The 23,752-nt window shown below is 73.4% G+C and carries 18 protein-coding genes, 1 pseudogene and 1 riboswitch; of the genes and pseudogenes, 9 read left to right on the top strand and 10 right to left on the bottom strand.

The annotated features are described in order from the left end of the window. Positions 1 to 119: 119 nt before the first annotated feature. Positions 120 to 710: pseudogene (locus tag ACI2LW_RS03305) on the bottom strand (Uma2 family endonuclease); the annotation flags it as partial. A 202-nt stretch (positions 711 to 912) separates the two neighbouring features. Between ACI2LW_RS03305 and recQ the strand changes: the two are divergent. Next, positions 913 to 2,943, top strand: a complete 2,031-nt coding sequence (gene recQ / locus ACI2LW_RS03300) for a DNA helicase RecQ (RefSeq protein ID WP_404729523.1) — start codon at positions 913 to 915, stop codon at positions 2,941 to 2,943. A 123-nt stretch (positions 2,944 to 3,066) separates the two neighbouring features. Here recQ and ACI2LW_RS03295 read toward each other — a convergent pair whose 3' ends face one another. Together ACI2LW_RS03295 and fahA are read right to left on the bottom strand one after the other, a co-directional pair. After that, the gene (locus ACI2LW_RS03295; protein WP_404729370.1) at positions 3,067 to 4,005 is read right to left on the bottom strand and encodes a M56 family metallopeptidase; all 939 of its coding nucleotides are present in this window, start codon (positions 4,003 to 4,005) and stop codon (positions 3,067 to 3,069) included. Between the two features lie 295 nt (positions 4,006 to 4,300). After that, positions 4,301 to 5,512, bottom strand: coding sequence for a fumarylacetoacetase (fahA, locus tag ACI2LW_RS03290; protein WP_404729369.1), 1,212 nt, complete (start codon positions 5,510 to 5,512; stop codon positions 4,301 to 4,303). A 196-nt stretch (positions 5,513 to 5,708) separates the two neighbouring features. Here fahA and ACI2LW_RS03285 point away from each other — a divergent pair, with 196 nt between their 5' ends. The 3 genes from ACI2LW_RS03285 to ACI2LW_RS03275 all read left to right on the top strand — a co-directional run bounded on the left by ACI2LW_RS03285 (position 5,709) and on the right by ACI2LW_RS03275 (position 9,416). Then, positions 5,709 to 6,968, top strand: a complete 1,260-nt coding sequence (locus ACI2LW_RS03285) for an ATP-grasp domain-containing protein (protein WP_404729368.1) — start codon at positions 5,709 to 5,711, stop codon at positions 6,966 to 6,968. Positions 6,969 to 7,085: 117 nt separating this feature from the next. After that, complete coding sequence (locus ACI2LW_RS03280) at positions 7,086 to 8,294, top strand: FAD-dependent oxidoreductase (RefSeq protein WP_404729367.1); 1,209 nt, start codon at positions 7,086 to 7,088, stop codon at positions 8,292 to 8,294. A 315-nt stretch (positions 8,295 to 8,609) separates the two neighbouring features. Beyond that, positions 8,610 to 9,416: a Cof-type HAD-IIB family hydrolase gene (locus ACI2LW_RS03275; protein WP_404729366.1), complete on the top strand. Its 807-nt coding sequence runs from the start codon at positions 8,610 to 8,612 to the stop codon at positions 9,414 to 9,416. Positions 9,417 to 9,452: 36 nt separating this feature from the next. On the opposite strand, the gene ACI2LW_RS03270 is transcribed toward ACI2LW_RS03275, so the two are convergent. Continuing rightward, positions 9,453 to 9,935, bottom strand: coding sequence for a transglycosylase SLT domain-containing protein (locus tag ACI2LW_RS03270; RefSeq protein ID WP_404729365.1), 483 nt, complete (start codon positions 9,933 to 9,935; stop codon positions 9,453 to 9,455). A 2-nt stretch (positions 9,936 to 9,937) separates the two neighbouring features. Continuing rightward, positions 9,938 to 10,119: riboswitch (cyclic di-AMP (ydaO/yuaA leader) on the bottom strand. Positions 10,120 to 10,756: 637 nt separating this feature from the next. Here ACI2LW_RS03270 and ACI2LW_RS03265 point away from each other — a divergent pair. From ACI2LW_RS03265 to ACI2LW_RS03250, 4 genes are all read left to right on the top strand, one after another. Further along, a complete protein-coding gene (locus ACI2LW_RS03265) occupies positions 10,757 to 11,767 on the top strand; it encodes a polyprenyl synthetase family protein (RefSeq protein WP_404729364.1) in 1,011 nt (336 codons plus the stop codon). A 475-nt stretch (positions 11,768 to 12,242) separates the two neighbouring features. Next, positions 12,243 to 13,472, top strand: coding sequence for an outer membrane lipoprotein carrier protein LolA (locus ACI2LW_RS03260; RefSeq protein ID WP_404729363.1), 1,230 nt, complete (start codon positions 12,243 to 12,245; stop codon positions 13,470 to 13,472). A 32-nt stretch (positions 13,473 to 13,504) separates the two neighbouring features. Next, positions 13,505 to 14,614, top strand: coding sequence for an ABC transporter ATP-binding protein (locus ACI2LW_RS03255; RefSeq protein WP_404729362.1), 1,110 nt, complete (start codon positions 13,505 to 13,507; stop codon positions 14,612 to 14,614). Beyond that, complete coding sequence (locus tag ACI2LW_RS03250; RefSeq protein ID WP_404729361.1) at positions 14,601 to 15,476, top strand: ABC transporter permease; 876 nt, start codon at positions 14,601 to 14,603, stop codon at positions 15,474 to 15,476. The genes ACI2LW_RS03255 and ACI2LW_RS03250 overlap by 14 nt, the downstream gene beginning before the upstream one ends. Before the next feature lie 24 nt (positions 15,477 to 15,500). Here ACI2LW_RS03250 and ACI2LW_RS03245 read toward each other — a convergent pair whose 3' ends face one another. Beyond that, on the bottom strand, positions 15,501 to 16,043 hold the full coding sequence (locus tag ACI2LW_RS03245) for a DUF6668 family protein (protein ID WP_404729360.1): 543 nt from the start codon (positions 16,041 to 16,043) through the stop codon (positions 15,501 to 15,503). Between the two features lie 178 nt (positions 16,044 to 16,221). Between ACI2LW_RS03245 and ACI2LW_RS03240 the strand changes: the two genes are divergently transcribed. Then, on the top strand, positions 16,222 to 17,733 hold the full coding sequence (locus ACI2LW_RS03240) for a tetratricopeptide repeat protein (protein WP_404729359.1): 1,512 nt from the start codon (positions 16,222 to 16,224) through the stop codon (positions 17,731 to 17,733). Positions 17,734 to 17,810: 77 nt separating this feature from the next. Here the strand turns inward: ACI2LW_RS03240 and ACI2LW_RS03235 are convergent, their stop codons facing one another. The 5 genes from ACI2LW_RS03235 to ACI2LW_RS03215 all read right to left on the bottom strand — a co-directional run bounded on the left by ACI2LW_RS03235 (position 17,811) and on the right by ACI2LW_RS03215 (position 23,566). Next, on the bottom strand, positions 17,811 to 18,290 hold the full coding sequence (locus tag ACI2LW_RS03235) for a VOC family protein (RefSeq protein ID WP_404729358.1): 480 nt from the start codon (positions 18,288 to 18,290) through the stop codon (positions 17,811 to 17,813). A gap of 186 nt (positions 18,291 to 18,476) precedes the next feature. Next, complete coding sequence (rarD, locus tag ACI2LW_RS03230; protein WP_404729522.1) at positions 18,477 to 19,403, bottom strand: EamA family transporter RarD; 927 nt, start codon at positions 19,401 to 19,403, stop codon at positions 18,477 to 18,479. Positions 19,404 to 19,679: 276 nt separating this feature from the next. Next, positions 19,680 to 20,759 (bottom strand): 2-oxoacid:ferredoxin oxidoreductase subunit beta, encoded by a 1,080-nt coding sequence (locus ACI2LW_RS03225; RefSeq protein WP_404729357.1) that lies wholly within the window; start codon positions 20,757 to 20,759, stop codon positions 19,680 to 19,682. Then, entirely contained in the window at positions 20,752 to 22,680 is a 1,929-nt protein-coding gene (locus tag ACI2LW_RS03220; RefSeq protein WP_404729356.1) for a 2-oxoacid:acceptor oxidoreductase subunit alpha, read from the bottom strand. Before ACI2LW_RS03220 ends, ACI2LW_RS03225 begins: the two co-directional genes overlap by 8 nt. Positions 22,681 to 22,894: 214 nt before the next feature. Further along, positions 22,895 to 23,566, bottom strand: coding sequence for a LuxR C-terminal-related transcriptional regulator (locus tag ACI2LW_RS03215; protein ID WP_404729521.1), 672 nt, complete (start codon positions 23,564 to 23,566; stop codon positions 22,895 to 22,897). Positions 23,567 to 23,752: the final 186 nt, after the last annotated feature.

Here is a 23,752-nt window from a genome sequence, read left to right as displayed (position 1 = left end):
CGGGCGTGGGCGGGCGGGCGCGGGGCCGCCCCCCCCCCCGCCGCCCCGCCCCCCCCCCCCCCCCCCCCCCCCCCCCCCCCCCCCCCCCCCCCGCCCCCACGGGTCCGCCGCTGTTCGCCCTTGCCGTGCCGGGTCCTGATCGCGGTCAGGTCCAGGTCCACGGAGAACGGGGCGTCCACCTTCATCCGCTCCCGGAAGATGCCGACGCTGGTGTAGGCGCCCGTCGTGGGCTCCAGCTCGAAGGCGTGCACCACGGCGCGTCCCTGCTCGTTCTCCACCCGCCAGTGGTGGGGGATCTTCGCCCGCGCGTACTTCAGCGGCTTCGTCTCGCGGTCCCGGGAGACGGAGTCCTCGGAGACGACCTCCACCGCCAGCACGACGGCGTCGGCCGGGAAACGGGTCTGCTCCGGGCCCCCACCACCTCCGCACGACGACGACGTCAGGCTCGGGGCGGTTCTGGTGGTCGATGTCGACGGTGAACTCGCGGAAGACCTCGTAGTCCTCCGGTGCCAACGACTGCAACTGCCACTTGAAGAAGTCGACAGCGCGCTCATGAAAAGCGGTTTGCGGACTCACGAAGACCAGGCTGCCGTCGATCAATTCCGTGTGCGGAGGAAGATTCGGGAGGCGGTCCAGGTCGTCGGCGGTCTCCAGCCGCCTTCCGGCGGAGTCGGCCAGATGGGCTTGGACGCCTTCGGTGCGACGCTCATCAGTGCTCCCATGGGACGGAGTCTCACCGGTGCGTCCAGGGTATCGGCCGGAAACGCGCGAGGTCCCCCGCGTACGTGTGAACGACTGCCGTGTCGTTGACCGGGTCCTCTGCCGGGGGGCCTGTGGAAAACTCCGGGCCTGTCGGCGCGGCCCCCTATCGTGGAGGCAGTGGTCGAGGGACGACGTACGGGGGACGAGACGATGGGCGGGACGGGCGGTGTCACCGACATGCCAGTGACGGAGGGCGAGACCAGCGAGGCCCTGGCCACGCTGCACCGGGTCTTCGGGTACGAGGCCTTCCGGGGCGAGCAGGAAGCGGTCGTCGAGCACGTACTGGCGGGCGGCGACGCCGTCGTCCTCATGCCCACCGGCGGCGGGAAGTCCCTGTGCTACCAGATCCCGGCCCTGGTCAGACCCGGCACGGGCGTCGTGGTCTCCCCGCTGATCGCGCTGATGCAGGACCAGGTGGACGCGCTGCGGGCACTGGGCGTGCGGGCCGGCTTCATCAACTCCACCCAGGACTTCGACGAGCGGCGGGTGGTCGAGGCCGAGTTCCTGGCGGGCGAGCTGGACCTGCTCTATCTCGCACCGGAGCGCCTGCGCGTGGACGCCACCCTCGACCTGCTCTCCCGCGGCAAGATCTCCGTCTTCGCCATCGACGAGGCGCACTGCGTGTCCCAGTGGGGCCACGACTTCCGCCCCGACTACCTGGCGCTGTCGCTGCTGGGCGAGCGCTGGCCGGACGTGCCGCGGATCGCGCTCACGGCCACGGCCACCCGTGCCACGCACCAGGAGATCACCCAGCGGCTGGACATGCCGCGGGCCCGGCACTTCGTGGCGAGCTTCGACCGGCCCAACATCCAGTACCGGATCGTGTCCAAGGCCGACGCCAAGAAGCAGCTGCTCGCCTTCCTGAAGGAGGAGCACCCGGGCGACGCGGGCATCGTGTACTGCCTGTCGCGCAACTCGGTGGAGCGGACCGCCGAGTTCCTCTCCCGCAACGGGGTCGAGGCGGTGCCGTACCACGCCGGCCTGGACGCGGGCACCCGTGCGGCGCACCAGTCCCGGTTCCTGCGGGAGGACGGGCTGGTGGTGGTCGCCACCATCGCCTTCGGCATGGGCATCGACAAGCCGGACGTGCGGTTCGTCGCCCACCTGGACCTGCCCAAGTCGGTCGAGGGCTACTACCAGGAGACGGGCCGCGCCGGACGTGACGGCCTGCCGTCCACGGCCTGGATGGCCTACGGGCTCAACGACGTGGTGCAGCAGCGCAAGCTGATCCAGTCCGGCGAGGGCGACGAGGCGTTCCGCCGCCGGGCCGCCGCCCATCTGGACGCGATGCTCGCGCTGTGCGAGACCGCCCAGTGCCGCCGCGGACAGCTCCTCGCCTACTTCGGCCAGGACCCGCAGGACGAGCGCTGCGGCAACTGCGACACCTGCCTGACCCCGCCGCAGACCTGGGACGGCACGGTCGCCGCCCAGAAAGTGCTGTCCACGGTGGTGCGGCTGCAGCGGGAGCGCGGGCAGAAGTTCGGTGCCGGCCAGATCATCGACATCCTGCTCGGCAAGCGCACCGGCAAGGTGATCCAGTTCGACCACGACCAGCTCTCCGTGTTCGGCCGGGGCCAGGAGCTCACGGAGGGCGAATGGCGGGGCGTGGTCCGGCAGTTGCTGGCGCAGGGCCTGCTCGCCGTCGAGGGCGAGTACGGCACGCTGGTGCTGACCGGCGCGAGCGCCGCCGTGCTGCGCGGCGAGCGCGAGGTGCCGCTGCGCAAGGAACCGGAGCGGCGGGCCGCCTCGCGGGCGGGAGCCTCGTCCTCGTCGTCCGCCTCCGGCCGGTCCAGGGGCCGGGCGGCCGCGGCCGAGCTGCCCGAGGAGCTGCTGCCCGCCTTCGAGGCACTGCGCGCCTGGCGCGCCGAGCGGGCCAGGGAGCAGGGCGTGCCCGCCTACGTCATCTTCCACGACGCCACGCTCCGGGAGATCGTCACCGTCGGGCCGGCCTCCGTGGAGGAGCTGGGCACGGTGGGCGGCGTCGGCGAGAAGAAGCTGGCCACGTACGGGGAGGGCGTACTCGAGGTGCTCCGGTCGCTGAACGGGGCGGCGGACGGGGCGGAGGCCGCCCCGGCGGACGGCGGGCCCGGGCCGGACGCGGAAGCCGGGCGGGACGCGGAAGCCGGTTCCGGGCCGGATGAGCCGTACGTGCCGGACGATCCGGACGGCGACTGGATATAGAAGATCCCACCGTCCGGGCAGGTCCGTCTCCCGGCGCCCGGGACGAGCGGAGCCGCCGACGTCGCGGTCAGGCCGGTGCGGTGAGTCCGGTGTGGCGAGTCCGGTGCGGTGAGCCCCGGGCGGTCAGCCCAGTGCGGTGAGCCCCGGGGCGAAGGTGATCAGGAGCGGCAGCAGCGGCACCAGGGCCGCCGCCGTGGTCGTCAGGGCGCGGCGCCCGCGGTCCAGCCGGGGCGGCGGCTCGAGGAGGCGGTCCACGCGCTCGCCCAGCAGCCGGTGGCTGGAGGCGCAGGAGAGCACTCCGCGGTGCTGGTTGAGCTCGATCAGGGCCAGCGCCGTGGTGAGGTGACCGTGGCGGCGGGAGGCCGTGTCGTCGGCGGCCAGCTCGACCAGCCGGTGCGTCTGGTCGCAGAAGTGGGCGAACAGCGGCACGCGCGGGAAGCCGGTCGCCAGCGCGGTCGCCAGGTGCAGCAGCCAGTCGTGGTGGGCGCGGGCGTGGCCGCGTTCGTGGGCCAGGACGGCGTCCAGCTGATGACGTGTGAGGCGGTGCAGGGCGCCGGTGGTGACGACCAGTTGCGGGGGATGGCCCGGCATCCACCAGGCATCCGGGTACTCGTCCTCCAGCACCAGCAGGGGGCCGCGGGCGGCCGGAAGCCCGGCGGGCAGCTCGGGGGCGCGTTCGCGCAGATGCGCGCGGGCCCGGCCGCGGCGGCGGCGCGCCTCGGCGAGCTCGCGGGCCAGCATCGCGGTGGTCCAGGCGGCGCCGCAGGCCAGCAGCAGGGTGAGGACCGCGGCCCAGACCGGCGCCGCCGACAGGTCGTAGGCGGCCGTCACGGCGGGCGGCGCCGGGGCGAACACCCGGTCCCGCACGGTGTGGAAGACGGCGGCCGCGCCCAGGACCAGGGCGGCGAGGCAGCACAGCAGGACCGTGGCGACCAGGCACTGCCACGCCCACAGCCCGACGACGGGTTCCCGTTCGGGCCACACCGCCCGGGTCAGCGCGCGGGGTACCGGCACGGCGGCCGTCAGGGCGACGGCGCTGAGCAGGAGCAGGCAGACGGTCATGCCACGGACTCCGGTTCCTGAGCGGAGGTGGGCGGTGCGGGTGGTGCGGGTGGTGCGGGGACGTGGTGCGGGGGGATGCGGTGCGGGGAGTGCCGGACGGTGCGGCGCCGCGCGGGGGCGTGGTGCGCACAGCGGTGCGGGGATCGCCGCCGCGGGGCGGCGGGGGTGGTGCGGTGCGGCCGGCCCGCGTGGTGCGCGCGCACGGCCCACCGGTCAGTATGACGGCGCGGGGCGGCGGGAGTCAGTCGTCCGGCGGCAACCGGTTCCCGCTTCCGCCCCGCCCGTCGGTGGTCCGTCAGCCCGCGACGATGCGGCCGCTCACCTCTCCGAGGCCCACCCGGACGCCGTCCGGGCCCGGCGCCCACGCCGACAGCGTGACGACGTCCCCGTCCTCCAGGAAGGCCCGCTTGCCGTCCGGGAGTTCCAGCACATCGCGCCCGTTCCAGGTCAGTTCCAGCAGCGAGCCGCGCTGGGCCGGCTCGGGCCCGCTCACCGTCCCGGAGCCGTACAGGTCGCCCGTGCGCAGGGAGGCGCCGTTGACCGTCATGTGGGCCAGTTGCTGGGCGGCCGTCCAGTACATGGTGGCGAAGGGCGGCTCGGACACCACGTGCCCGTTGATCGCGACCGAGATCCGCAGGTCGTAGCCGCCGGGCTCGTCCTTGGAGTCGTCCAGGTAGGGCAGCAGCGGGTGGGTGCGCTCCGGCGGGGCCACCCGCGCCTGCTCGAGCGCGTCCAGCGGGGTGATCCACGCCGACACCGACGTGGCGAACGACTTGCCGAGAAACGGGCCGAGGGGGACGTACTCCCAGGCCTGGATGTCCCGCGCGGACCAGTCGTTGAGCAGGCACAGCCCGAACACGTGCTCGCGGAAGTTCTCCAGCGCCACCGGGTGCCCCAGCGAGGAGGGCACGCCCACCACGAAGCCGACCTCCGCCTCGATGTCCAGCCGCACCGAGGGGCCGAACACGGGCGCCGGGTCGGTGGGCGCCTTGCGCTGCCCCGAGGGCCGTACGACGTCGGTCCCCGACACCACCACCGTCCCCGAGCGGCCGTGGTAGCCGATCGGCAGGTGCTTCCAGTTGGGGGTCAGCGAGTCGGGGGCGTCCGGGCGGAAGATCCGGCCGACGTTCCGCGCGTGGTGCTCGGAGGAGTAGAAGTCGACGTAGTCGGCGACCTCGAAGGGCAGGTGCAGCGTCACCGAGCCGAGCGGGTGCAGGAACGGCGCGACCGTCTCCTGGTGGGACGGGACCGTCACCCACGCCGTCAGGGCCCGCCGCACGTCCGACCACGCGGTGCGGCCCGCGGCCAGCAGCGGGTTCAGGGTGGGCCGCGCGAGCAGGGCCGCGTACGGGGAGCCGAGCGCGTGCGCCGCCGCCCCCGCGTCGAGGACGTGGTCGCCGAGCCGGACACCCACGGTCCGCTCCTGCGAACCGGCGGGCGAGAAGACGCCGTAGGGAAGGTTGTGCGGACCGAAGGGGTCGCCCTCGGGGACCTCGAAGGGGGGCATGGGGTGCTGCCTTCCGTTTCCCGTGTTCCATGTGGTCGCGCCACACGTTACGGCCGAGTCGGCCCTCTTGGGCAGTGTCTAAAGAGTTTGCAATGTCCGAATTGGTCTTGTCGGAGCGTCCAATTCCGGCTTAGCGTCCTTTGGGGGACGCGGACGGGGTGGGTCCGCTCCATAGGGGGGACACGTGGGGGGACCCGTGGCCAGGAATGCCGTCGGCGCGCCGTTCGCGGCGGACCGCGACGTGCCGGGCCTGATCGTGAAGTTCGGCGACTATCCACTGCACCACGGCGGCGTGGGCGCGATCCGCAGCCTGGGCAGGCTCGGCGTGCCCATGTACGCCATCACCGAGGACTCCTGCACACCGGCGGCCTCCTCGCGCTATCTCCGGCGCGCCTTCGTCTGGCCGACGAAGGGCACCGAGGAGGCGGACCACCTGGTGGAGGGCCTGCTGCGGATCGGCCGCCGCATCGGCCGCCCCGCCGTCCTGGTGCCGACCGACGAGGAGGCGGCCGTCCTGATCGCCGAGCACCAGGACGAGCTCGGCGGCCACTTCCTCTTCCCGCCCGTCGCCCCCGGCCTGCCGCGCCGCCTGGCCAGCAAGCAGGGCCTGCACGAACTGTGCGTGGAGCACGGCATCCCGAGCCCCGCGGCCGCCTTCCCGCGGACGTACGAGGACATCGTGGCGTTCGCGGAGAAGGCGCGCTTCCCGGTGGTGGCCAAGAACCGCGAGGCGTTCGTCCGCCGCAGCCGGCCCGCCGTCGGGGGCACCACCCGCATCACCACCCGCGAGGGCCTGCTCGCGCTCGCCCGCGACTGGGGGGAGCGGCCCGCGGTGATCCTCCAGGAGTACCTGCCGCGGGAGGAGGCGGAGGACTGGATCGTGCACGCCTACTTCGACCGGGACGCCACCCCGCTCGCGATGTTCACCGGCGTCAAGGTCCGCTCCTGGCCGCCGCACGCGGGCATGACGGCGAGCGCGTACGTCGTGGACAACCCGGAACTCGCGGACATCGCCGCACGTTTCATCAAGCAGATCGGCTTCACCGGCATCATCGACCTCGACCTGCGCTTCGACCGGCGCGACGGGCAGTACAAGCTGCTCGACTTCAACCCGCGCATGGGCGCCCAGTTCCGCCTCTTCGAGAGCGAGTCCGGGGTGGACGTCGTGCGCGCCATGCATCTGGACCTGACCGGGCGCCCCGTTCCGGAGGGGGAGCAGCGGGCCGGGCGCCGGTTCGTCGTGGAGAACATCGACCTGCCCGCGCTCCTCGCCTACCGCCGCAGCGGCTATACGACTCCGCACGCGCCGGCCAGGGCGAGCGGGACCGAGCTGGCCTGGCTGGCGGGTGACGACCCGCTGCCGTTCCTCACCATGCTCGCGCGCTTCGTGCGGCCGGGCGCGAAGCACCTGTACCAGCTGTGGCGGACCAACCGCCGCGGCAGCACCGCCGGTTAGGGCGCCGGCCGCCCCGCCCGGACCGGCGCCGCACCGGTTCCGGCGGCGGCCGTCCCGTCGTCCGGCCGGCCCACGAAGTGACGCATCCGCACGTCGTACGTCCTGGGGAGGGACTTCGTGAACCATCCGGTAACAGTCATCGGTGCCGGGCCGTTCGGCCTGTCCACCGCGGCCCATCTGCGAGCGCGCGGCATTCCCGTCCGCGTCTTCGGCGAGCCCATGGTCAGCTGGCGCGACCACATGCCCGCCGGGATGGTGCTGAAGTCGACCCCGGCCGCCTCCACCATCGACTGCCCGCAGCCCGGCCACACCCTGGCCGACTACTGCGACGCGGCCGGCATCCGCAGGCTCGTGACCGACGAGGACCTCATCCCGGTCGAGACCTTCATCGCCTACGGCGAGTGGTTCCAGGACAGGCTGGTGCCCGGGCTGGAACAGGTGCGGGTGGTGTCCGCCGACCGGCGGCCGGGCGGGGGCTTCGAGCTGAAGCTGGACTCCGGTGAGCAGTTCGCCGCACGGGCGGTGGTCGTGGCCACGGGCCTGTCGGGCCTCGCCCACCTGCCGGCCGAGCTGGCCGCGGCGGCGCCGGACGGCCCGGCGCCCACCGGACCCGTCTCGCACAGTTCCCAGCACCACGACCTCTCCGTGTTCGCCGGCAAGGAGCTCATCGTCGTGGGCGCCGGGCAGTCGGCGCTGGAGACGGCGGTGCTCGCGGCGGAGGCCGGCGCGCGGGTGCGGGTGGTGTCGCGGGGGCGCGGCAAGGTGGCCTTCGGCGCCCCGCCCTGGCGGCAGCCCCGGCTGCGCCCCGAGTCGCCCTTCGGCCGGGCCTGGTCGCTGTGGGCGCTGAGCTACTACCCCCACCCCTACCGCCATCTGCCCGCCCGCACCCGGCACTACCTGGTCCGCCGGGTGCTCGGCCCGCTGGGCGCCTGGTGGCTGCGCGACCGCTTCGAGGGCACGGTCGCGGTCCAGGAGGTGAGCCGGGTCGTCCGCGCCGAGGCCGGGGCCGGAGGCGGCGGTGCGGCGCTGACCGTGCGGACCCTGGGGGGCCGCACCCAGGAACTGACCGCGGACCATGTCATCGCGGCGACCGGCTACCGGGTCGACATCGCCGCGATGGGGTTCCTCGGCCACGAGCTGCGCACCGAGCTGGCCGTCAGCCGGGGCGCCCCGGAACTCGGCGCCGGCTACGTCTCCTCGGTGCCCGGCCTGTACTTCACTGGCCTGCCCGCCGCGGCCTCCTACGGTCCGGTCATGCGCTTCGTGTGCGGCACGGAGTTCGCCTCCCCGAGGCTGGCCCGGCACCTGGCGGCGGCACACGGCTGAAGTTCCCGCGGCGGGGCGGCGGGTGGCCGGCCCGCGCGCCCCGGCGGACCGGCCGGGCGGTTCGGCGGACCGGTGGACCGGCGGGCTGGGCGGACCGGCCCGGCTGGGCGGGCGGTTCTGGAGGGCAGGCCCGGCTGGGCGGGCGGTTCTGGAGGGCGGGGTGCGAACCCTGCGGCGGGAGGCGGTGGGGAGGAACGGGGTGCGAACCCCGCGGCGGGCGGCGGTTGGGGGCGGTGGGGTGCGGACCCCGGGCGGTGGGAACGCGAACGTCCGGTTCCCGACGGGCCGGTGCGGGCGGGTCCGTATTCTCTGATCATGGCCGCTCCCCTCGCATATGCCCTCATCGCCACTGACCTGGACGGAACGCTGCTGCGCGCCGACGACACGGTGTCCGAACGGTCCCTCGCCGCGCTCGCGCGGGCGGCCGCGGCCGGTGCCCGGCACCTGGTGGTCACCGGCCGTCCGGCGCCGCGCGTACGGGAACTGCTCGGCGCCCTGGGCGCCACGGGGCTCGCGGTGTGCGGCCAGGGCGCGCAGCTCTACGACGCCGGCGCCGACCGCATGCTGTGGTCGGTCACGCTGGACCGGGAGCAGGCCGAGACCGCGCTCGGCAAGATCGAGGCCGAGGTGGGGGAGGTGTACGCCGCCGTGGACCAGGACGGGCTCGACGGGCTCACGCTCATCGAGCCGGGGTACCGCATGCCGCACCCGACGCTGCCCGCCGTGCGGGTCGAGCGGCGCGACGACCTGTGGCGCGCACCGATCAGCAAGGTGCTGCTGCGCCATCCCGTGCTGTCCGACGACGAGTTGGCGGCCGCCGCCCGCGGTGTGGTCGGGTCCCTGGTGTCGGTCACCATGTCGGGCCCGGGGACCGTCGAACTCCAGCCATGCGGGATCACCAAGGCGACCGGGCTGGCGCTCGCGGCCGCGCGTCTGGGGCTGGGCCGCGAGAGCGCCCTGGCGTTCGGGGACATGCCCAATGACATCCCCATGTTCCAGTGGGCCGCGCGGGGCGTCGCGATGGCCAACGCGCACCCCGAACTGAAGGCGGTGGCCGACGAGGTCACGACGTCGAACGAGGACGACGGCATCGCCGTCGTCCTCGAACGACTGTTCGCCTAGGGCCGCTTGTCAGGGCGCGGCCCCGGGCGGGGCCGGTCAGTAGGCGCCGAAGACGTTGTCGATCGAGCCGTACCGGGCGGCGGCGTAGTTGCAGGCGGCGGTGATGTTCGCGACCGGGTCGTAGATGTCCCACGAGGTGCCGGACACGTGGTACGCCTTGAAGGTCGGGTCGATGACCTGGAGCAGACCCTTGGAGGGAATGCCCTTGGCGGCGTTGGAGTCCCAGAGGTTGATGGCCCGCGGGTTGCCCGAGGACTCGCGCATCACGTTGCGGTGGATGCCGTTGTAGGTGCCCGGGATGCCCTTCTTCGCCATGAGCGCGAGGGAGGCCCGGATCCAGCCGTCGAGGTTGTTGGGGTAGCCGACGGTGGCGGCCGTCTTGGTCGCGGCCGGGGTGGCCGCGGCGGCGCTGGTCGCGCCGACGAGCGGCATGGCGAGAACGGCGGCACCCGTGCCGGCGACGGCGAGGGTGCGGATGAGACGAGCGGGACGGGTACGGCACAGGCCGAGTGCAGACATGGTCTTCCTCTCCGCCGCCTGCGAGGTGAGCTGTCGGGTTCGGGCGGGGAGGTGCCCGGCCGCGTCCCTGGGGACGCGACTTCACCCCGAGCCTTTCCGGACGGCGCACGGCACGGGTGTGCACCGGCCGGTCCAGCGGCTTACCTGGGTCCCCCGCTCCTGCCGTGAACGGTTCATTCGATGGGTTGTCGGGCGGCGGCAGGATTCGGCGTCCACCCGACGGCCCGGAACGTATGCGAGAGCACATGTCCGGAACAAGTGGCTGACGCACAGCTCGTCCCTATTGACCTTGATCAACCGTGTATGAGGCGCTTGATCCTTTGCGTTTGCCAAGGGTCAACTGGCTTGCGCGCAAAGGGTTGCGGAGGTGAGGGGATGAGGGTGGCGCCAGGGAGTGGGCGTGACCCAACTCACGGTTTGGCGTGCGGGAGAGCATTTACCGCCAACGGGAATTCGAGTGCTAATAGGGGTGAATCGGACTCCCGTATGTCCGGGAAAGGGAAACGGGGCCGGCGTGCGTGACAGTCGTCACGTCGCGCGGCCCGGTGGAGTGTTCGTACGTGTGTAGGTGTGGGTGTGTGTGCGAAGAGGGAGGGGAGGGAGAGGGAAGGGGAAGGATGGCCGGGGAGCGATAAGTCGATAAATATCTACTCATATAGGTTGATCAAAAACATATCGGCCGTGTTTCGATACCGCCTGGCCTGTATCGGTGGGCGCTGGTGGTGATCGAAAGGTGACCGGATACGCTGACTCGAGTGATGGCAGCGACCTATCGACAAACCGTGTAGCCGCAGCAGACACCAGCAGACAGGAGACCCCTCGTGACCGTCGTCGGGCCGTTCGGGCTGAGCGTGCGGGACCAGGCTCTCGAAGCCGATGTCCAGGCCGGGTTGGCGGCTGTCGAGGAAGGGCTGCTCGAAGCCACCAAGAGCGAGGTCCCCTTCATCACGGAGGCCGCGCAGCACCTCGTGAGGGCAGGCGGGAAACGGTTCCGGCCGCTGCTCGTGATGCTCGCGGCCCAGTTCGGCGACCCCTACGCGCCGGGGGTCGTGCCGTCGGCCGTGGTCGTGGAGCTGACCCACCTGGCGACGCTGTACCACGACGACGTGATGGACGAGGCCGCGGTGCGGCGCGGCGTGGCCAGCGCCAACACCCGCTGGGGCAACTCGGTGGCCGTCCTGACCGGCGACTTCCTCTTCGCCCGGGCCTCGCAGATCCTCGCCGACCTCGGGCCGGAGGCCGTCCGGGTGCAGGCCGTGGCGTTCGAACGGCTGGTCACCGGGCAGATCCTGGAGACCGCCGGGCCGCAGGACGGCCGGGACCCCATCGACCACTACCTGGACGTGCTCAGCGGCAAGACGGGCTCGCTGGTGGCCGTGTCGTGCCGTTTCGGCGCCATGATGTCCGGCGCCGACGAGACGGTCGTCGACGTGCTGACCCAGTACGGCGAGCGGCTGGGCGTCGCCTTCCAGCTCGCGGACGACGTGCTGGACATCGCCTCCGACTCGCACGAGTCCGGCAAGACACCGGGCACCGACCTGCGCGAGGGCATCGCCACCCTCCCGGTGCTGCGGCTGCGCGAACGCGCGGCGCGGCTCGGGCTGGCCGAGGACGTCGCCCTGTGCGAACTGCTGGGCTCCGACCTGAGCGACGACGCGCGGCACGCCGAGGCCCTGGCCGCCCTGCGCGCCCACCCCGCGCTGGAGCAGGCCCGGCGGGACACCGTGCGCTACGCGGAGGAGGCGCGCGCCGCGCTCGCCCCGCTGCGCGAGTGCGAGGCCAAGGTGGCACTGGTCCAGCTGTGCGACGCGGTGGTGCACCGGGCGGGATAGCCGGGTAGCCGCAGGGGACGCCCCCGGTTCCGCCCCCCCGGGTCCTCCGGTCCCGGGCACCCTCCGGTTCCCCGGCCGGCGGGCCTCCGGACCGTGAGCCTTGAGCCTTCCGGACCGTCAGCCTTCCGGACCGTCAGCCTTCCGGACCGTCAGGTTCGCGGAAGCCGGCGTTCTGGGGCTCTCGGGACCCCGGGCCCTCAGGACCCCGGGTCATCAGGGTTCCGGAAGCGTCGGCTCACCCGGTCGTCCCGCGCCGGGCGACCCGTCCCCTACGGGACGGGTGGGGGCACCTCGCCGTCGTGTCATACCCCAGGCGTACATGGAGTTGGCTCCGCGGTCTGACGCTTCCCGACGCGCGATTTGGTCAGATGGAAGCACGGACAACACCAATCGTCACCGATTCGGGTGAGAATGGCGGCTGGGGTGGGACCCCGTGCAGAGGACCGCCGCCGCCGACGACGGAGGTAGGGCACACATGGCACCGTACGAATCCGACGACAGCGTGCACACCGGGGACGCAGACGGCCTGCCCTCGGGACGCCGCAGGGCCGCGCGTTATGCCGTCCCGGTCGCGGTGGTGGGAGTGGCGGCGGCGACCATCGGGCTCGTCCCGGCCCTCGCCGACTCCGGCGACCCCGACCTGCCGAAGATCACCGCGCAGCAACTCATCGAGAAAATCGCCCAGTCGGACGTCCAGCAGCTCTCCGGCACGGTCAAGGTCAGCGCCGACCTCGGTCTGCCGGACCTCGGCGGCCTGGAGAGCGGCCTGATGTCCGGCGCCGCCCGCGGCGGTGACGGCTCGTCGGCCGACCCGGGCACCAAGCTGACCGAGCTGGCCGCCGGCACGCACACCCTGCGCGTGGCGGCCGACGGCGAGGACCGGCAGAAGATCTCGCTGATCGAGAGCGCCGCCGAGTACAGCCTGGTCCACAACGGAAAGGACGTCTGGGGCTACGACAGCAAGTCCAACGAGGTCTACCACGGCACCGCGGCCGAGAGCGGCGGCAAGCACCGGGACCGGATGCCGGCCACGCCCAAGGACTTCGCCGACGAGGCCCTGAAGGCGGCCGACGACACCACCTCGGTGAAGGTCGACGGCACCGCGCGGGTCGCCGGCCGCGACGCCTACAAGCTGGTCCTGCGGCCCAAGCACGCCTCCGGCACCACGGTCGGCGCCATCAGCATCGCCGTGGACGCGAAGACGGGGCTGCCGCTGAAGTTCACGCTGACCCCCGCGAGCGGCGGCGCCGCCGTGGTGGACGCGGGCTTCACCCGGATCAGCTTCGCCCGGCCGGCCGCCTCCACCTTCGACTTCACCCCGCCCAAGGGCGCGAAGGTCACCGAGGAGAAGGACGCCCGGGGCGGGGGCGGCAAGGGGGCGGAGCGCTCCTGGAAGCCCGGGGCGGGCCCCGGCGCGGGCGCGCGGCAGGGGCTCGCCGGGGCGGGCCCGAAGGTCCTCGGCAAGGGCTGGAACTCCATAGCGGTCCTCGACTCCGGCAGCAAGGGCGGCATCCCGTCCTCCTCCGGCAAGGGCGACCTCGGCGGCTTCCTCGGCTCGCTCGGCGACAGCGTGTCCGGCAAGTTCGGCAAGGGCACGGTCTTCTCCACCCGCCTGGTCAACGCGCTGATCACGGACGACGGCAAGGTCTACGTCGGCGCCGTCACCAAGGGCGAGCTGGTGAAGGCGGCGAACTCCGGGCAGTAGGCGGCCACGGGCACGACGAATCGAGGGAGCCGATGGACGAGGCCTCCGCCACGGAGCCGCAAGGGGAACGGCGCCCGGCCGCGGAGCCGGAGCCGGGACGCCGGGCGGCCCCGGAACGGGAGCCGCTCCGGGACCCGCGGACGGCCCCGGCCGCACGGAGCGCGGACCACGCGGACCACGCGGACCACGCGGACCACGCGGAGGAGGCGGACGACAGCGTCATCCGCACCCGTGCGCTGACCAAGCGGTACCGCGGCGGGCAACTGGCCGTGGACGGTCTCGACCTGACCGTCCCGGCGGGCAGCGTCTTCGGCTTCCTCGGCCCGAACGGCTCGGGCAAGACCACCACCATCCGCATGCTGATGGGGCTCATCGAGCCCACGTCCGGCACGGCGCGCGTGCTCGGCCGTCCCGTGCCCCGCTCGGCGCGCGCGGTGCTGCCGCAGGTCGGGGCGCTCATCGAGGGGCCGGCCCTGTACGGCTTCCTCTCCGGCCGCGACAACCTCCTGCGCTACGACGCCGCCGACCCGACCGCCGACCCGCGCACTCGCCGGGCCCGGGTCGCCGCGGCGCTGGACCGGGTGGGTCTGACGGCGGCGGCGGGCAAGAAGGCCAAGGCGTACTCCCTGGGCATGAAACAGCGTCTCGGCCTGGCCGCCGCACTGCTCCAGCCGCGCCGGCTGCTGGTCCTGGACGAGCCGACCAACGGCCTGGACCCGCAGGGCATGCGGGAGATCCGGTCCCTGGTCCGGGAGCTGGCCTCCGACGGCACCACCGTCTTCCTCTCCTCCCACCTGCTCGACGAGATCGAGCAGGTCTGCACGCACGCCGCGGTCATGACGCGGGGCAGGCTGGTGATCCAGGGCGCGGTGGCCGAGCTGGCCGCCGGAGCGCGCGGCCGGCTCGTGGTGACCACACCGGACCCGGGGGAGGCGGCACGGGTGCTGAAGGAACAGGGGGTCGGCGACCTCGTCGTCACCGGTGACCGGGTGACGGGTGAACCACCGGAGCGGGAGCTCGCCGACGTCAACGCCGCGCTGGTGACGGCGGGCGTCCGCGTCCGCGGCTTCGGGGTGGAAGGCGCCTCGCTGGAGGACGCGTTCGTGGCGCTGACGGGGGAGGGCTTCGATGTCGCAGGCTGACACCGCGGTACGCGCCCCGAGCCCGCTGTGGACCTTCGGACTGCTGCGCAGCGAGCTCTCGGTCACCTTCCGGCGCTGGCGGACCCTCGCGCTGCTCAGCGTGCTGGCCGCGGTGCCGGTGCTGGTCGGGGTGGCCGTGCGGATCGAGACCAGGGACGGCACGCCGGCCGGGCGTGGGGGCGGCGGCCAGGGACCGGCCTTCATCGCGCAGGTCACCAACAACGGGCTCTTCCTGGTGTTCACCGCCCTCGCGGCGACCCTGCCGTTCTTCCTGCCGATGGCCGTGGGCGTGGTCGCGGGCGACGCGGTGGCCGGCGAGGCCAACGCCGGCACCCTGCGCTATCTGCTGGTCGCCCCGGCCGGCCGCACCCGTCTGCTGCTCACGAAGTACACCACGACGATGGCCTTCTGTCTGGTCGCCACCCTCGTCGTCGCCGTCTCGGCGCTCGCGGTGGGAGCCCTGCTCTTCCCGCTCGGCGACCTGACGACCATCTCCGGGACGCGGATCGGCTTCGCCGAGGGCCTGGGGCGGGCGCTGCTCATCGCGCTCTTCGTCGCCGTGTCCCTGACCGGCCTGGCCGCCCTGGGCCTGTTCGTCTCGACCCTGACCAACTCCGGTATCGCGGCGATGGCCACGACCGTGGGCCTGCTGATCACCGTCCAGATCCTCGACCAGATACCCCAGCTGCACGCGATCCAGCCGTATCTCTTCCCGCACTACTGGCTGTCCTTCGCCGATCTGATGCGCGAGCCGGTCTACTGGGACGGTCTGGTCAAGAACCTGGAACTGCAGGCGCTGTACGCGGCGGTGTTCGGCTCGGCGGCCTGGGCGCGGTTCACCGCGAAGGACATCACCGCGTAGCCGCGCGGCCCGGTGGCCGCGTGGTCAGCGCGGCCGCCCGGCCGCTCCCGTCAGACGGGCCAGCGCCTCGGTCTCGCGCGGGGGCCGCCCGCCGAGATCCCCGAGCCGCCAGGCCGGCACCCAGGGGACGCGGTAGACGTCGATGACGGCCTCCAGCGGCTTCACCCGCTGGGCGAGAGGCCGTGGCAGCCGGCCCGGAGCGTCCGCGACGAGGACCACGGCGTCCAGGTCCAGCCCCGCCGGGGCCTCACCCCTGCGGAACGCCGCGAGGGCCCGGGTGACCGCGTCCAGCCCGGCCGCGTGCGTCCGGGCGACCAGCAGCACGGACGACGGGGCGCCCGGTCCGGGCCAGTCGTGTCCGCAGTCGTGGCCGCCGTAGACGGCCGCGAGGGTGGTGGTGCCCGCCCCGCCGTGCGTGGCCACCCAGGAGAAGCGCCGGGGGGTCACAGGCATGCCCACGGGCCGTCCGGGCATACGCTCCGGTGCGTCGGCGACGGCGCCCGGGGCCGCCTCGGCCACCGGTCCGCGGATCCAGATCTCCGGTCCTCGCTGCACGCCTGTCCGCATGCCCGTTCCCACCCCTCGTCATCCCGGCGGTCCTCGCGCCCGGAGCGTTACCCGCGACACGAAGGCGCGGTTCCTGGTGCGAGTCTGTGACGTCGCGGTGACGCGGGGAACGCAGGCGAGCGGAGAGACTCGACAGTACGCGTAGGACCGGATGGCACGCATCCGAGTGAGGGAGCCGATGTCTCGACCGAGCCGCGAGAAGAAGCGGGAACACCAGCCCACCGCGACCGGTGCGGCGACCGCGGCGACACCGATCCCCGTGCACGTGCCCGTGGACGGCGCGGCGGCCTCGGTCGGCGGTGAGCGGGTGCACTCGGCCCCCGGCGAGGAGATCCAGCAGGCCGTCCTGAACCACCTGCACCGTCTCGCCCAGGCCGCCGGCCGCCCCGTCCTCGCCACGGTCACGGACGAGCGCATCGGCTATGTGGTCCCCCTCCGGGTGAGCGGCGACGGCTCGAGCGCCTTCACCGCGCAGCCCCTGCGCACGGCGCCGCCCGAGCCGCACGCGGGCCCCGCGCGCGTGGGCGAGCCCGGCCACGCCCCGTCCCCTGCCCCGTCCCACGCCCCGTCGCCGCCGCCCGCGCCGCAGGGCGAGCCGGGGCGGCAGCGGCAGGAGCCGGCGGACCCGGGCGCACCGGACAAGCCCCGGGACGTCTCGACGCACGTACTGCGGAAGGTGCCGGAGCCCGTCCGGGAGACCGCACCCACCTTCCCGCTGCGCGCGGTGCCCGAGCCCGGGCAGGACGCCGTCCCCACCCCGCCCACGTTCGCCCTCCGCGCGCTGCCCGCACCCGACGACGCACCGCCCCCCGGCACGGCGAAGGCCCCCACGGGGGTGTTCGGCCCGCCCCCCGCGATGGACACCCCGCCGCCGGCGGCGGACACCCCGCGGCCATGGACGGACACCCCGTCCGGTCCGGCCACGCCCCCCGCGACACCGGCCCCGCCCACCACGGACGCCGGCCCCACCACGGACGCCGCACCCCTGAGGGACGCACCTCCGGCGGGCGTCGAGCCCGCGGCCGGGCCGGCCGCCGGCGCCCCGGACCCCCACCCGCACCCGCGGCCGGCCGAGGCGTCCCCGCCCCCACCCCACCCGGTCCTCGGTTCGCCCGCCGAGCCCGAGCCCGACCCCAGGCCCACTCCCGCCCGCGGGTTCGACGCCGTGGCGGAGGCCGTGCTCGGGGAGGACCCGCGCAGCGTGGCCGGTGAGGGCGGTGCCGTTCTGCTGGCCGAGCCCCTCGCCCAGGTCAACGAGGCCGTGAAGGCAGGCCGTATCCAGGAGGCGGCGACGCTGGCGGAGCGCACCGTCGCCCAGGCCTCGGGCACGCTGGGCCCGGAACACCCCGAGGTCCTGCGTCTGCGCGAGCTGACCGCCTACATCGCCTACCTGGCGGGCGACCCGCTGCGTGCCTTCGGCCTCTCCCTCGACCTGGCCCGCATCCACCGCCGCGCCGGGGACGCGGAGGGCGCCTACGGCAACGTGCAGAGCGCGGCCACCGCCTGGCGTGCGGTGCGCGACCCCGAGCAGGGCCTGCGGCTCGGCGGCGACCTGATCGGCCTGTGGACGGAGCTCGCCGCCGAGGACGGCCCGGCCACGGACGACATCGAGCAGCTGGAGTCCGCCCGCGCCCGCATGGGCCGGCTCGCCGAACGCGCCCGCAGGCAGACGCCCCCTCCCACGGCCTGACGGGAGGCCCCCGGCCCTGGGGGTCCCCCGGCCTGCCCCGCGCCGTCCTCAGCGGCCGGCCGACCGCGGTCCCGCTGCTACGACACGCAGAACTCGTTGCCCTCCGGGTCCGCCATCACCACCCACTCCCCGCCCGGCTCCTTCACCTGGCGCAGCACCGTCGCGCCGAGTGCCTCGAGCCGTTGCACCTCGCTCTCGCGCCGGACCTCGCCGGGGTGCAGGTCGAGGTGGAGACGGTTCTTGCCGGTCTTGGCCTCCGGGACGCGCTGGAAGAGCAGCCGCCGCCCGAGCCCGGTGCCGCTCTCCTCGTCGTACGGGTCGTCGGGGTGCCGTACGGCGACCAGGTCCCGGAAGGCCGGGCGGCCGTGGTACTCGACGGTGGCCGCGGCCGGCAGCGCCCCGAGCTCCAGCAGCCGTTCGACCAAGGCGCTGTTGTCCTCGGCCTCGTAGTGCAGCGCGGCGGCCCAGAAGTCGGCCTGGGCGTGCGGGTCGGCGGCGTCGACGACGAGCTTCCAGTGCAGCGGTGCGGCCACGGCGGCCTCGGATGTCCGTGTCATGCGACCAGTCGTATCGGCACCCGGGCGGTCCGGGCAACGCGCACGCCCGGACCGGCCCACCACCCGGACCGGGCTTCACCCATACCCATGCACCGCCCGGACCCCCCGCCACCCGTACGACGGACTCGGCTGCGCGGCGTGGCGCGGCAGGCGTTCGGCAGGCGTGCGGCCGGGGTGCGGCGGGTGTCAGGCCTCGATCGGGTCCGAGTCCTGTCGCGCGGTCTCCAGTGGTGCGGAGCCGGTGACGGTGGGCCGGGGTGCGCCGAGGCGTGCCCTGAGGACCGCGGCCCGCCGCGCGGTGCGCAGTCCGTCCCAGGTCAGCAGCGTCAGCGCGAGCCAGACCAGGCCGAACCCGGCCCACCGCTCGGCCGGCATGGACTCGTGGAAGTACACCACCCCGAGCAGGAACTGGAAGACCGGCGCCAGGTACTGCAGCAGCCCCAGCGTCGACAGCGGCACCCGGATCGCCGCCGCGCCGAAGCAGACCAGCGGCAGCGCGGTGACGACGCCGGTCGCGGCGAGCAGGGCGGCGTGCCCGGCGCCCTCGGCGGCGAAGGTGGACCGGCCCTGCGCGCCCAGCCACAGCAGATAGGCGAGCGCGGGCAGGAACTGCACCATGGTCTCGGCGGCCAGCGACTCGACGCCCCCGAGGCCGACCTTCTTCTTCACCAGCCCGTAGGTCGCGAAGGAGAAGGCCAGGCACAGCGAGATCCACGGCGGCCGGCCGTAGCCGATGGTGAGCACGAGCACGGCGGCGGCGCCCGTGCCGACCGCCGCCCACTGCACGGGCCGCAGCCGTTCCTTGAGGATCAGCACGCCCATGGCGATGGTGACGAGCGGGTTGATGAAGTAGCCGAGCGAGGCCTCGACGACGTGGCCGCTGTTGACGGCCCAGATGTAGACGCCCCAGTTGACGGTGATGACCGCGGCGGCGACCACGACCAGCGCGAGCCTGCGCGGCTGCCGCAGCAGTTCGCCGGCCCAGGCCCAGCGCCGCACGGCGAGCAGGGCCACGGCGACGAACGCCAGCGACCACACCATCCGGTGGGCGAGGATCTCGATCGCCCCGGCGGGCTTGAGCAGGGGCCAGAACAGGGGCACCAGGCCCCACATCCCGTAGGCCGCGAAACCGTTCAGCAGTCCTGTGCGCTGATCGCCCCGGGACGTCTCGCTCACGGGCCCTCCTTCGTACCGTGCCTGGCCGCCGTTTCGTGCCGGCAGGGTCGAAGGTAGCGCCGCGGAACCCCGTCTGTCATGCCCGTATCGCCATACGGTCATGACAGGCGGGGCGTGCGGGGCGGGAGGCGGTCCGCCGGGCGTACGACGAGGCCCGGGCGCTCGGCGCCCGGGCCTCGTGAACGACCGCGCCGTTGTGCGCGGCGCGCCGGCTCAGCCGACGACCGTCCAGGTGTCCCCGCCGGCCAGCAGCGCGGCCAGGTCGCCCTTGCCGCGCTGTTCGACGGCGGTCTCGAGCTGGTCGGCCATCTCGGTGTCGTAGACCGGGCGGTCGACCGAGCGGAAGACGCCGATCGGGGTGTGGTGCAGGGTGTCCGGGTCGGCCAGCCGGGACAGCGCGAACGCCGTCGTCGGGGACGCCGCGTGCGCGTCGTGGACGACGATGTCGGCCTCGTTGCCGGGGGTCACGTCGACGACCCGCAGATCGCCGGTGGCGCGGTCGCGGACCACGCCGCGGGAGCCGTCGGCGCCGAAGCGGATCGGCTGCCCGTGCTCCAGGCGGATCAGCGCCTCCTGGGCCTGCTGCCGGTCCTTCAGGGCGTCGAACGCGCCGTCGTTGAAGATGTTGCAGTTCTGGTAGATCTCGATCAGCGCGGTGCCGGGGTGGGCGGCGGCCTGGCGCAGCACCTCGGTGAGGTGCTTGCGGTCGGAGTCGATGGTCCGGGCCACGAAGGACGCCTCGGCGCCGATCGCCAGCGACACCGGGTTGAACGGCGCGTCGAGGGAGCCCATCGGCGTCGACTTGGTGATCTTGCCGACCTCGGAGGTCGGGGAGTACTGGCCCTTGGTGAGACCGTAGATCCGGTTGTTGAACAGCAGGATCTTCAGGTTGACGTTGCGCCGCAGGGCGTGGATCAGGTGGTTGCCGCCGATGGACAGCGCGTCGCCGTCACCGGTGACCACCCACACGCTCAGGTCGCGCCGCGAGGTCGCCAGGCCGGTGGCGATGGCGGGGGCGCGGCCGTGGATGGAGTGCATCCCGTAGGTGTTCATGTAGTACGGGAAGCGGGAGGAGCAGCCGATGCCGGAGACGAAGACGATGTTCTCCCTGGCCAGGCCGAGCTCCGGCATGAAGCCCTGGACGGCGGCGAGGATCGCGTAGTCGCCGCAGCCGGGGCACCAGCGCACTTCCTGGTCGGACTTGAAGTCCTTCATGGACTGCCTGGCCTCGGCCTTGGGCACCAGCGAGAGCGCCTCGACCGCACCCGTGCCTTCCGTGGACGTCTCAGCCATCGATGGCCTCCTTCAGTGCCGTGGCGAGCTGCTCGGCCTTGAACGGCATGCCGTTGACCTGGTTGTACGAGTGCGCGTCCACCAGGTACTTCGCCCGCACCAGGGTGGCGAGCTGCCCGAGGTTCATCTCGGGGATCACCACCTTGTCGTAGCGCCTCAGGACCGCGCCGAGGTTCTTCGGGAAGGGGTTGAGGTGGCGCAGATGCGCCTGCGCGACGGCTTCCCCGGCCGCGCGCAGCCGGCGTACGGCCGCCGTGATCGGGCCGTAGGTCGAGCCCCAGCCCAGCACCAGCGTGCTCGCCTCGCCGGGGTCGTCGACCTCGACGTCCGGGACCTCGATGCCGTCGACCTTGGCCTGCCGGGTGCGGACCATGAAGTCGTGGTTGGCCGGGTCGTAGGAGATGTTGCCCGTGCCGTCCTGCTTCTCGATGCCGCCGATGCGGTGCTCCAGGCCGGGCGTGCCCGGGATCGCCCACGGGCGGGCCAGCGTCCGCGCGTCCCGCTTGTACGGCCAGAACACCTCGGTGCCGTCGGCCAGGGTGTGGTTGGGGCCCTGCGCGAACTGCACCCCGAGGTCGGGCAGCTCGTCCAGCTCGGGGACGCGCCAGGGCTCGGAGCCGTTGGCCAGGTAGCCGTCGGAGAGCAGGAAGACCGGTGTGCGGTAGGTCAGCGCGATCCGCGCCGCCTCCAGCGCGGCGTCGAAGCAGTCGGCCGGCGTGCACGGGGCGACCACCGGGACCGGGGCCTCGCCGTTGCGCCCGTACATCGCCTGCAGCAGGTCCGCCTGCTCGGTCTTGGTCGGCAGACCCGTCGACGGGCCGCCGCGCTGGATGTCGACCACCACGAGCGGCAGCTCCAGGGAGACCGCGAGGCCGATGGTCTCCGACTTCAGGGCCACACCGGGCCCGGAGGTCGTGGTCACCGCCAGCGAACCGCCGAACGCGGCGCCGAGCGCGGCGCCGATGCCGGCGATCTCGTCCTCGGCCTGGAAGGTGCGCACACCGAAGTTCTTGTGCTTGCTCAGCTCGTGCAGGATGTCCGAGGCCGGGGTGATCGGGTACGACCCCAGGAACAGCGGCAGGTCCGCCTGCCTGCTCGCCGCGACCAGGCCGTAGGCCAGGGCGAGGTTGCCGGAGATGTTGCGGTACGTGCCGACGGGGAAGGCCTTGGCGGCCGGGGCGACCTCGTAGGAGACGGCGAAGTCCTCGGTGGTCTCGCCGAAGTTCCAGCCCGCGCGGAAGGCGGCGATGTTGGCCGCCGCGATCTCCGGCTTCTTGGCGAACTTGGTTTTGAGGAACTTCTCGGTGCCCTCGGTCGGCCGGTGGTACATCCAGCTCAGCAGGCCCAGCGCGAACATGTTCTTGCTGCGCTCGGCCTCCTTGCGGGAGAGCTCGAACTCCTTCAGCGCCTCCACCGTCAGCGTGGTCAGCGGCACCGGGTGCAGGTTGTACCCGTCCAGCGAGCCGTCCTCCAGCGGGGAGGCCTCGTAGCCGACCTTCTGCATGGCGCGCTTGGTGAACTCGTCCGTGTTGACGATGATCTCCGCGCCGCGCGGCAGGTCGCCGATGTTCGCCCGCAGCGCGGCCGGGTTCATCGCGACCAGCACGTTCGGCGCGTCGCCGGGCGTGAGGATGTCGTGGTCGGCGAAGTGCAGCTGGAAGGAGGACACGCCCGGCAGGGTCCCTGCGGGGGCCCGGATCTCGGCCGGGAAGTTCGGCAGCGTCGACAGGTCGTTGCCGAAGGCCGCCGTCTCCGAGGTGAAACGGTCGCCGGTGAGCTGCATGCCGTCGCCCGAGTCGCCCGCGAACCGGATGATCACCCGGTCCAGACGGCGGACGCCCTTGGCTCCGGCCGCCCCGCGCTGCTCTCCTACGACGGCTCCGTCGGCCTGCTCCGCTGGACTGCTGACCTGGCTGGTCACTGAACTGGACCTCCTTCGAGGCGGCTGTGTGGGAGCGGCCTTCCCGAAGACCTTCCCCAAGACCTTCCTGTTTTCGACCTTCCCGATTTCAACCCTACGACCGTGGGGGTCGCCTTCCCGGGGCCGTTCGCATACTGGACGCGGTGGTGAGACGGGCCGGCGGCCCGACGCCCCGGACCGCGCGGACGGCCGTCTTCGACCCAGTTTCAGCCCATCAGGAGTTCAGATAGGTGAGCACGGCCAGAACACGCCGGTGATCCCCGTCACTCGGTGACAGGCCGAGCTTCAGGAAGATGTTGCTGACGTGTTTCTCGACCGCGCCGTCGCTCACCACCAGCTGCCGGGCGATCGCGGAGTTGGTGCGGCCCTCGGCCATCAGCCCCAGGACCTCCCGTTCCCGCGGGGTGAGCCCCGCCAGCACGTCCTGCTTGCGGCTGCGGCCCAGCAACTGGGCGACCACCTCCGGATCGAGGGCCGTGCCGCCCCGGGCCACCCGCACCACCGCGTCCACGAACTCCCGCACCTCGGCCACGCGGTCCTTCAGCAGATAGCCCACCCCGCGGCTGGATCCGGCCAGCAGTTCGGTGGCGTACCGCTCCTCGACGTACTGCGAGAGCACCAGCACACCGAGTCCCGGGTGCGCCTTGCGCAGCCGCACCGCCGCCCGCACGCCCTCGTCGGTGTGCGTGGGCGGCATCCGTACGTCCGCCACCACGACGTCGGGCAGCGCCTGCCGGTCGTGCAGCTCGGTGATCGTCTCGACCAGCGCCTCGGCGTCGCCCACGCCCGCCACGACCTCGTGCCCGCGGTCGGTCAGCAGCCGGGTCAGGCCCTCCCTGAGCAGCACTGAGTCCTCGGCGATGACCACCCGCACCCTGTCCTCCACGATCTCCGGCCCCCCACAGCCTCGGTCCACGGCCGCCGGCACGCGTTCCGGCGGCAGGGTCCAGCATCCCAGCATCCGGACGCCTCCGCGCCCGGGCCGGGGAAGTGGGGGAGGGCCTTACGCCTTCGTACGCACGCCTCCGGGGCCGGCGGGCACGCTCCGGGGCCGGAGGCCGAAGGGGCTCGC

It is taken from the genome of Streptomyces sp. NPDC004065, assembly GCF_044903565.1.
GTDB lineage: Bacteria > Actinomycetota > Actinomycetes > Streptomycetales > Streptomycetaceae > Streptomyces.
This window is presented reverse-complemented; position numbering and strand designations above follow the sequence as displayed.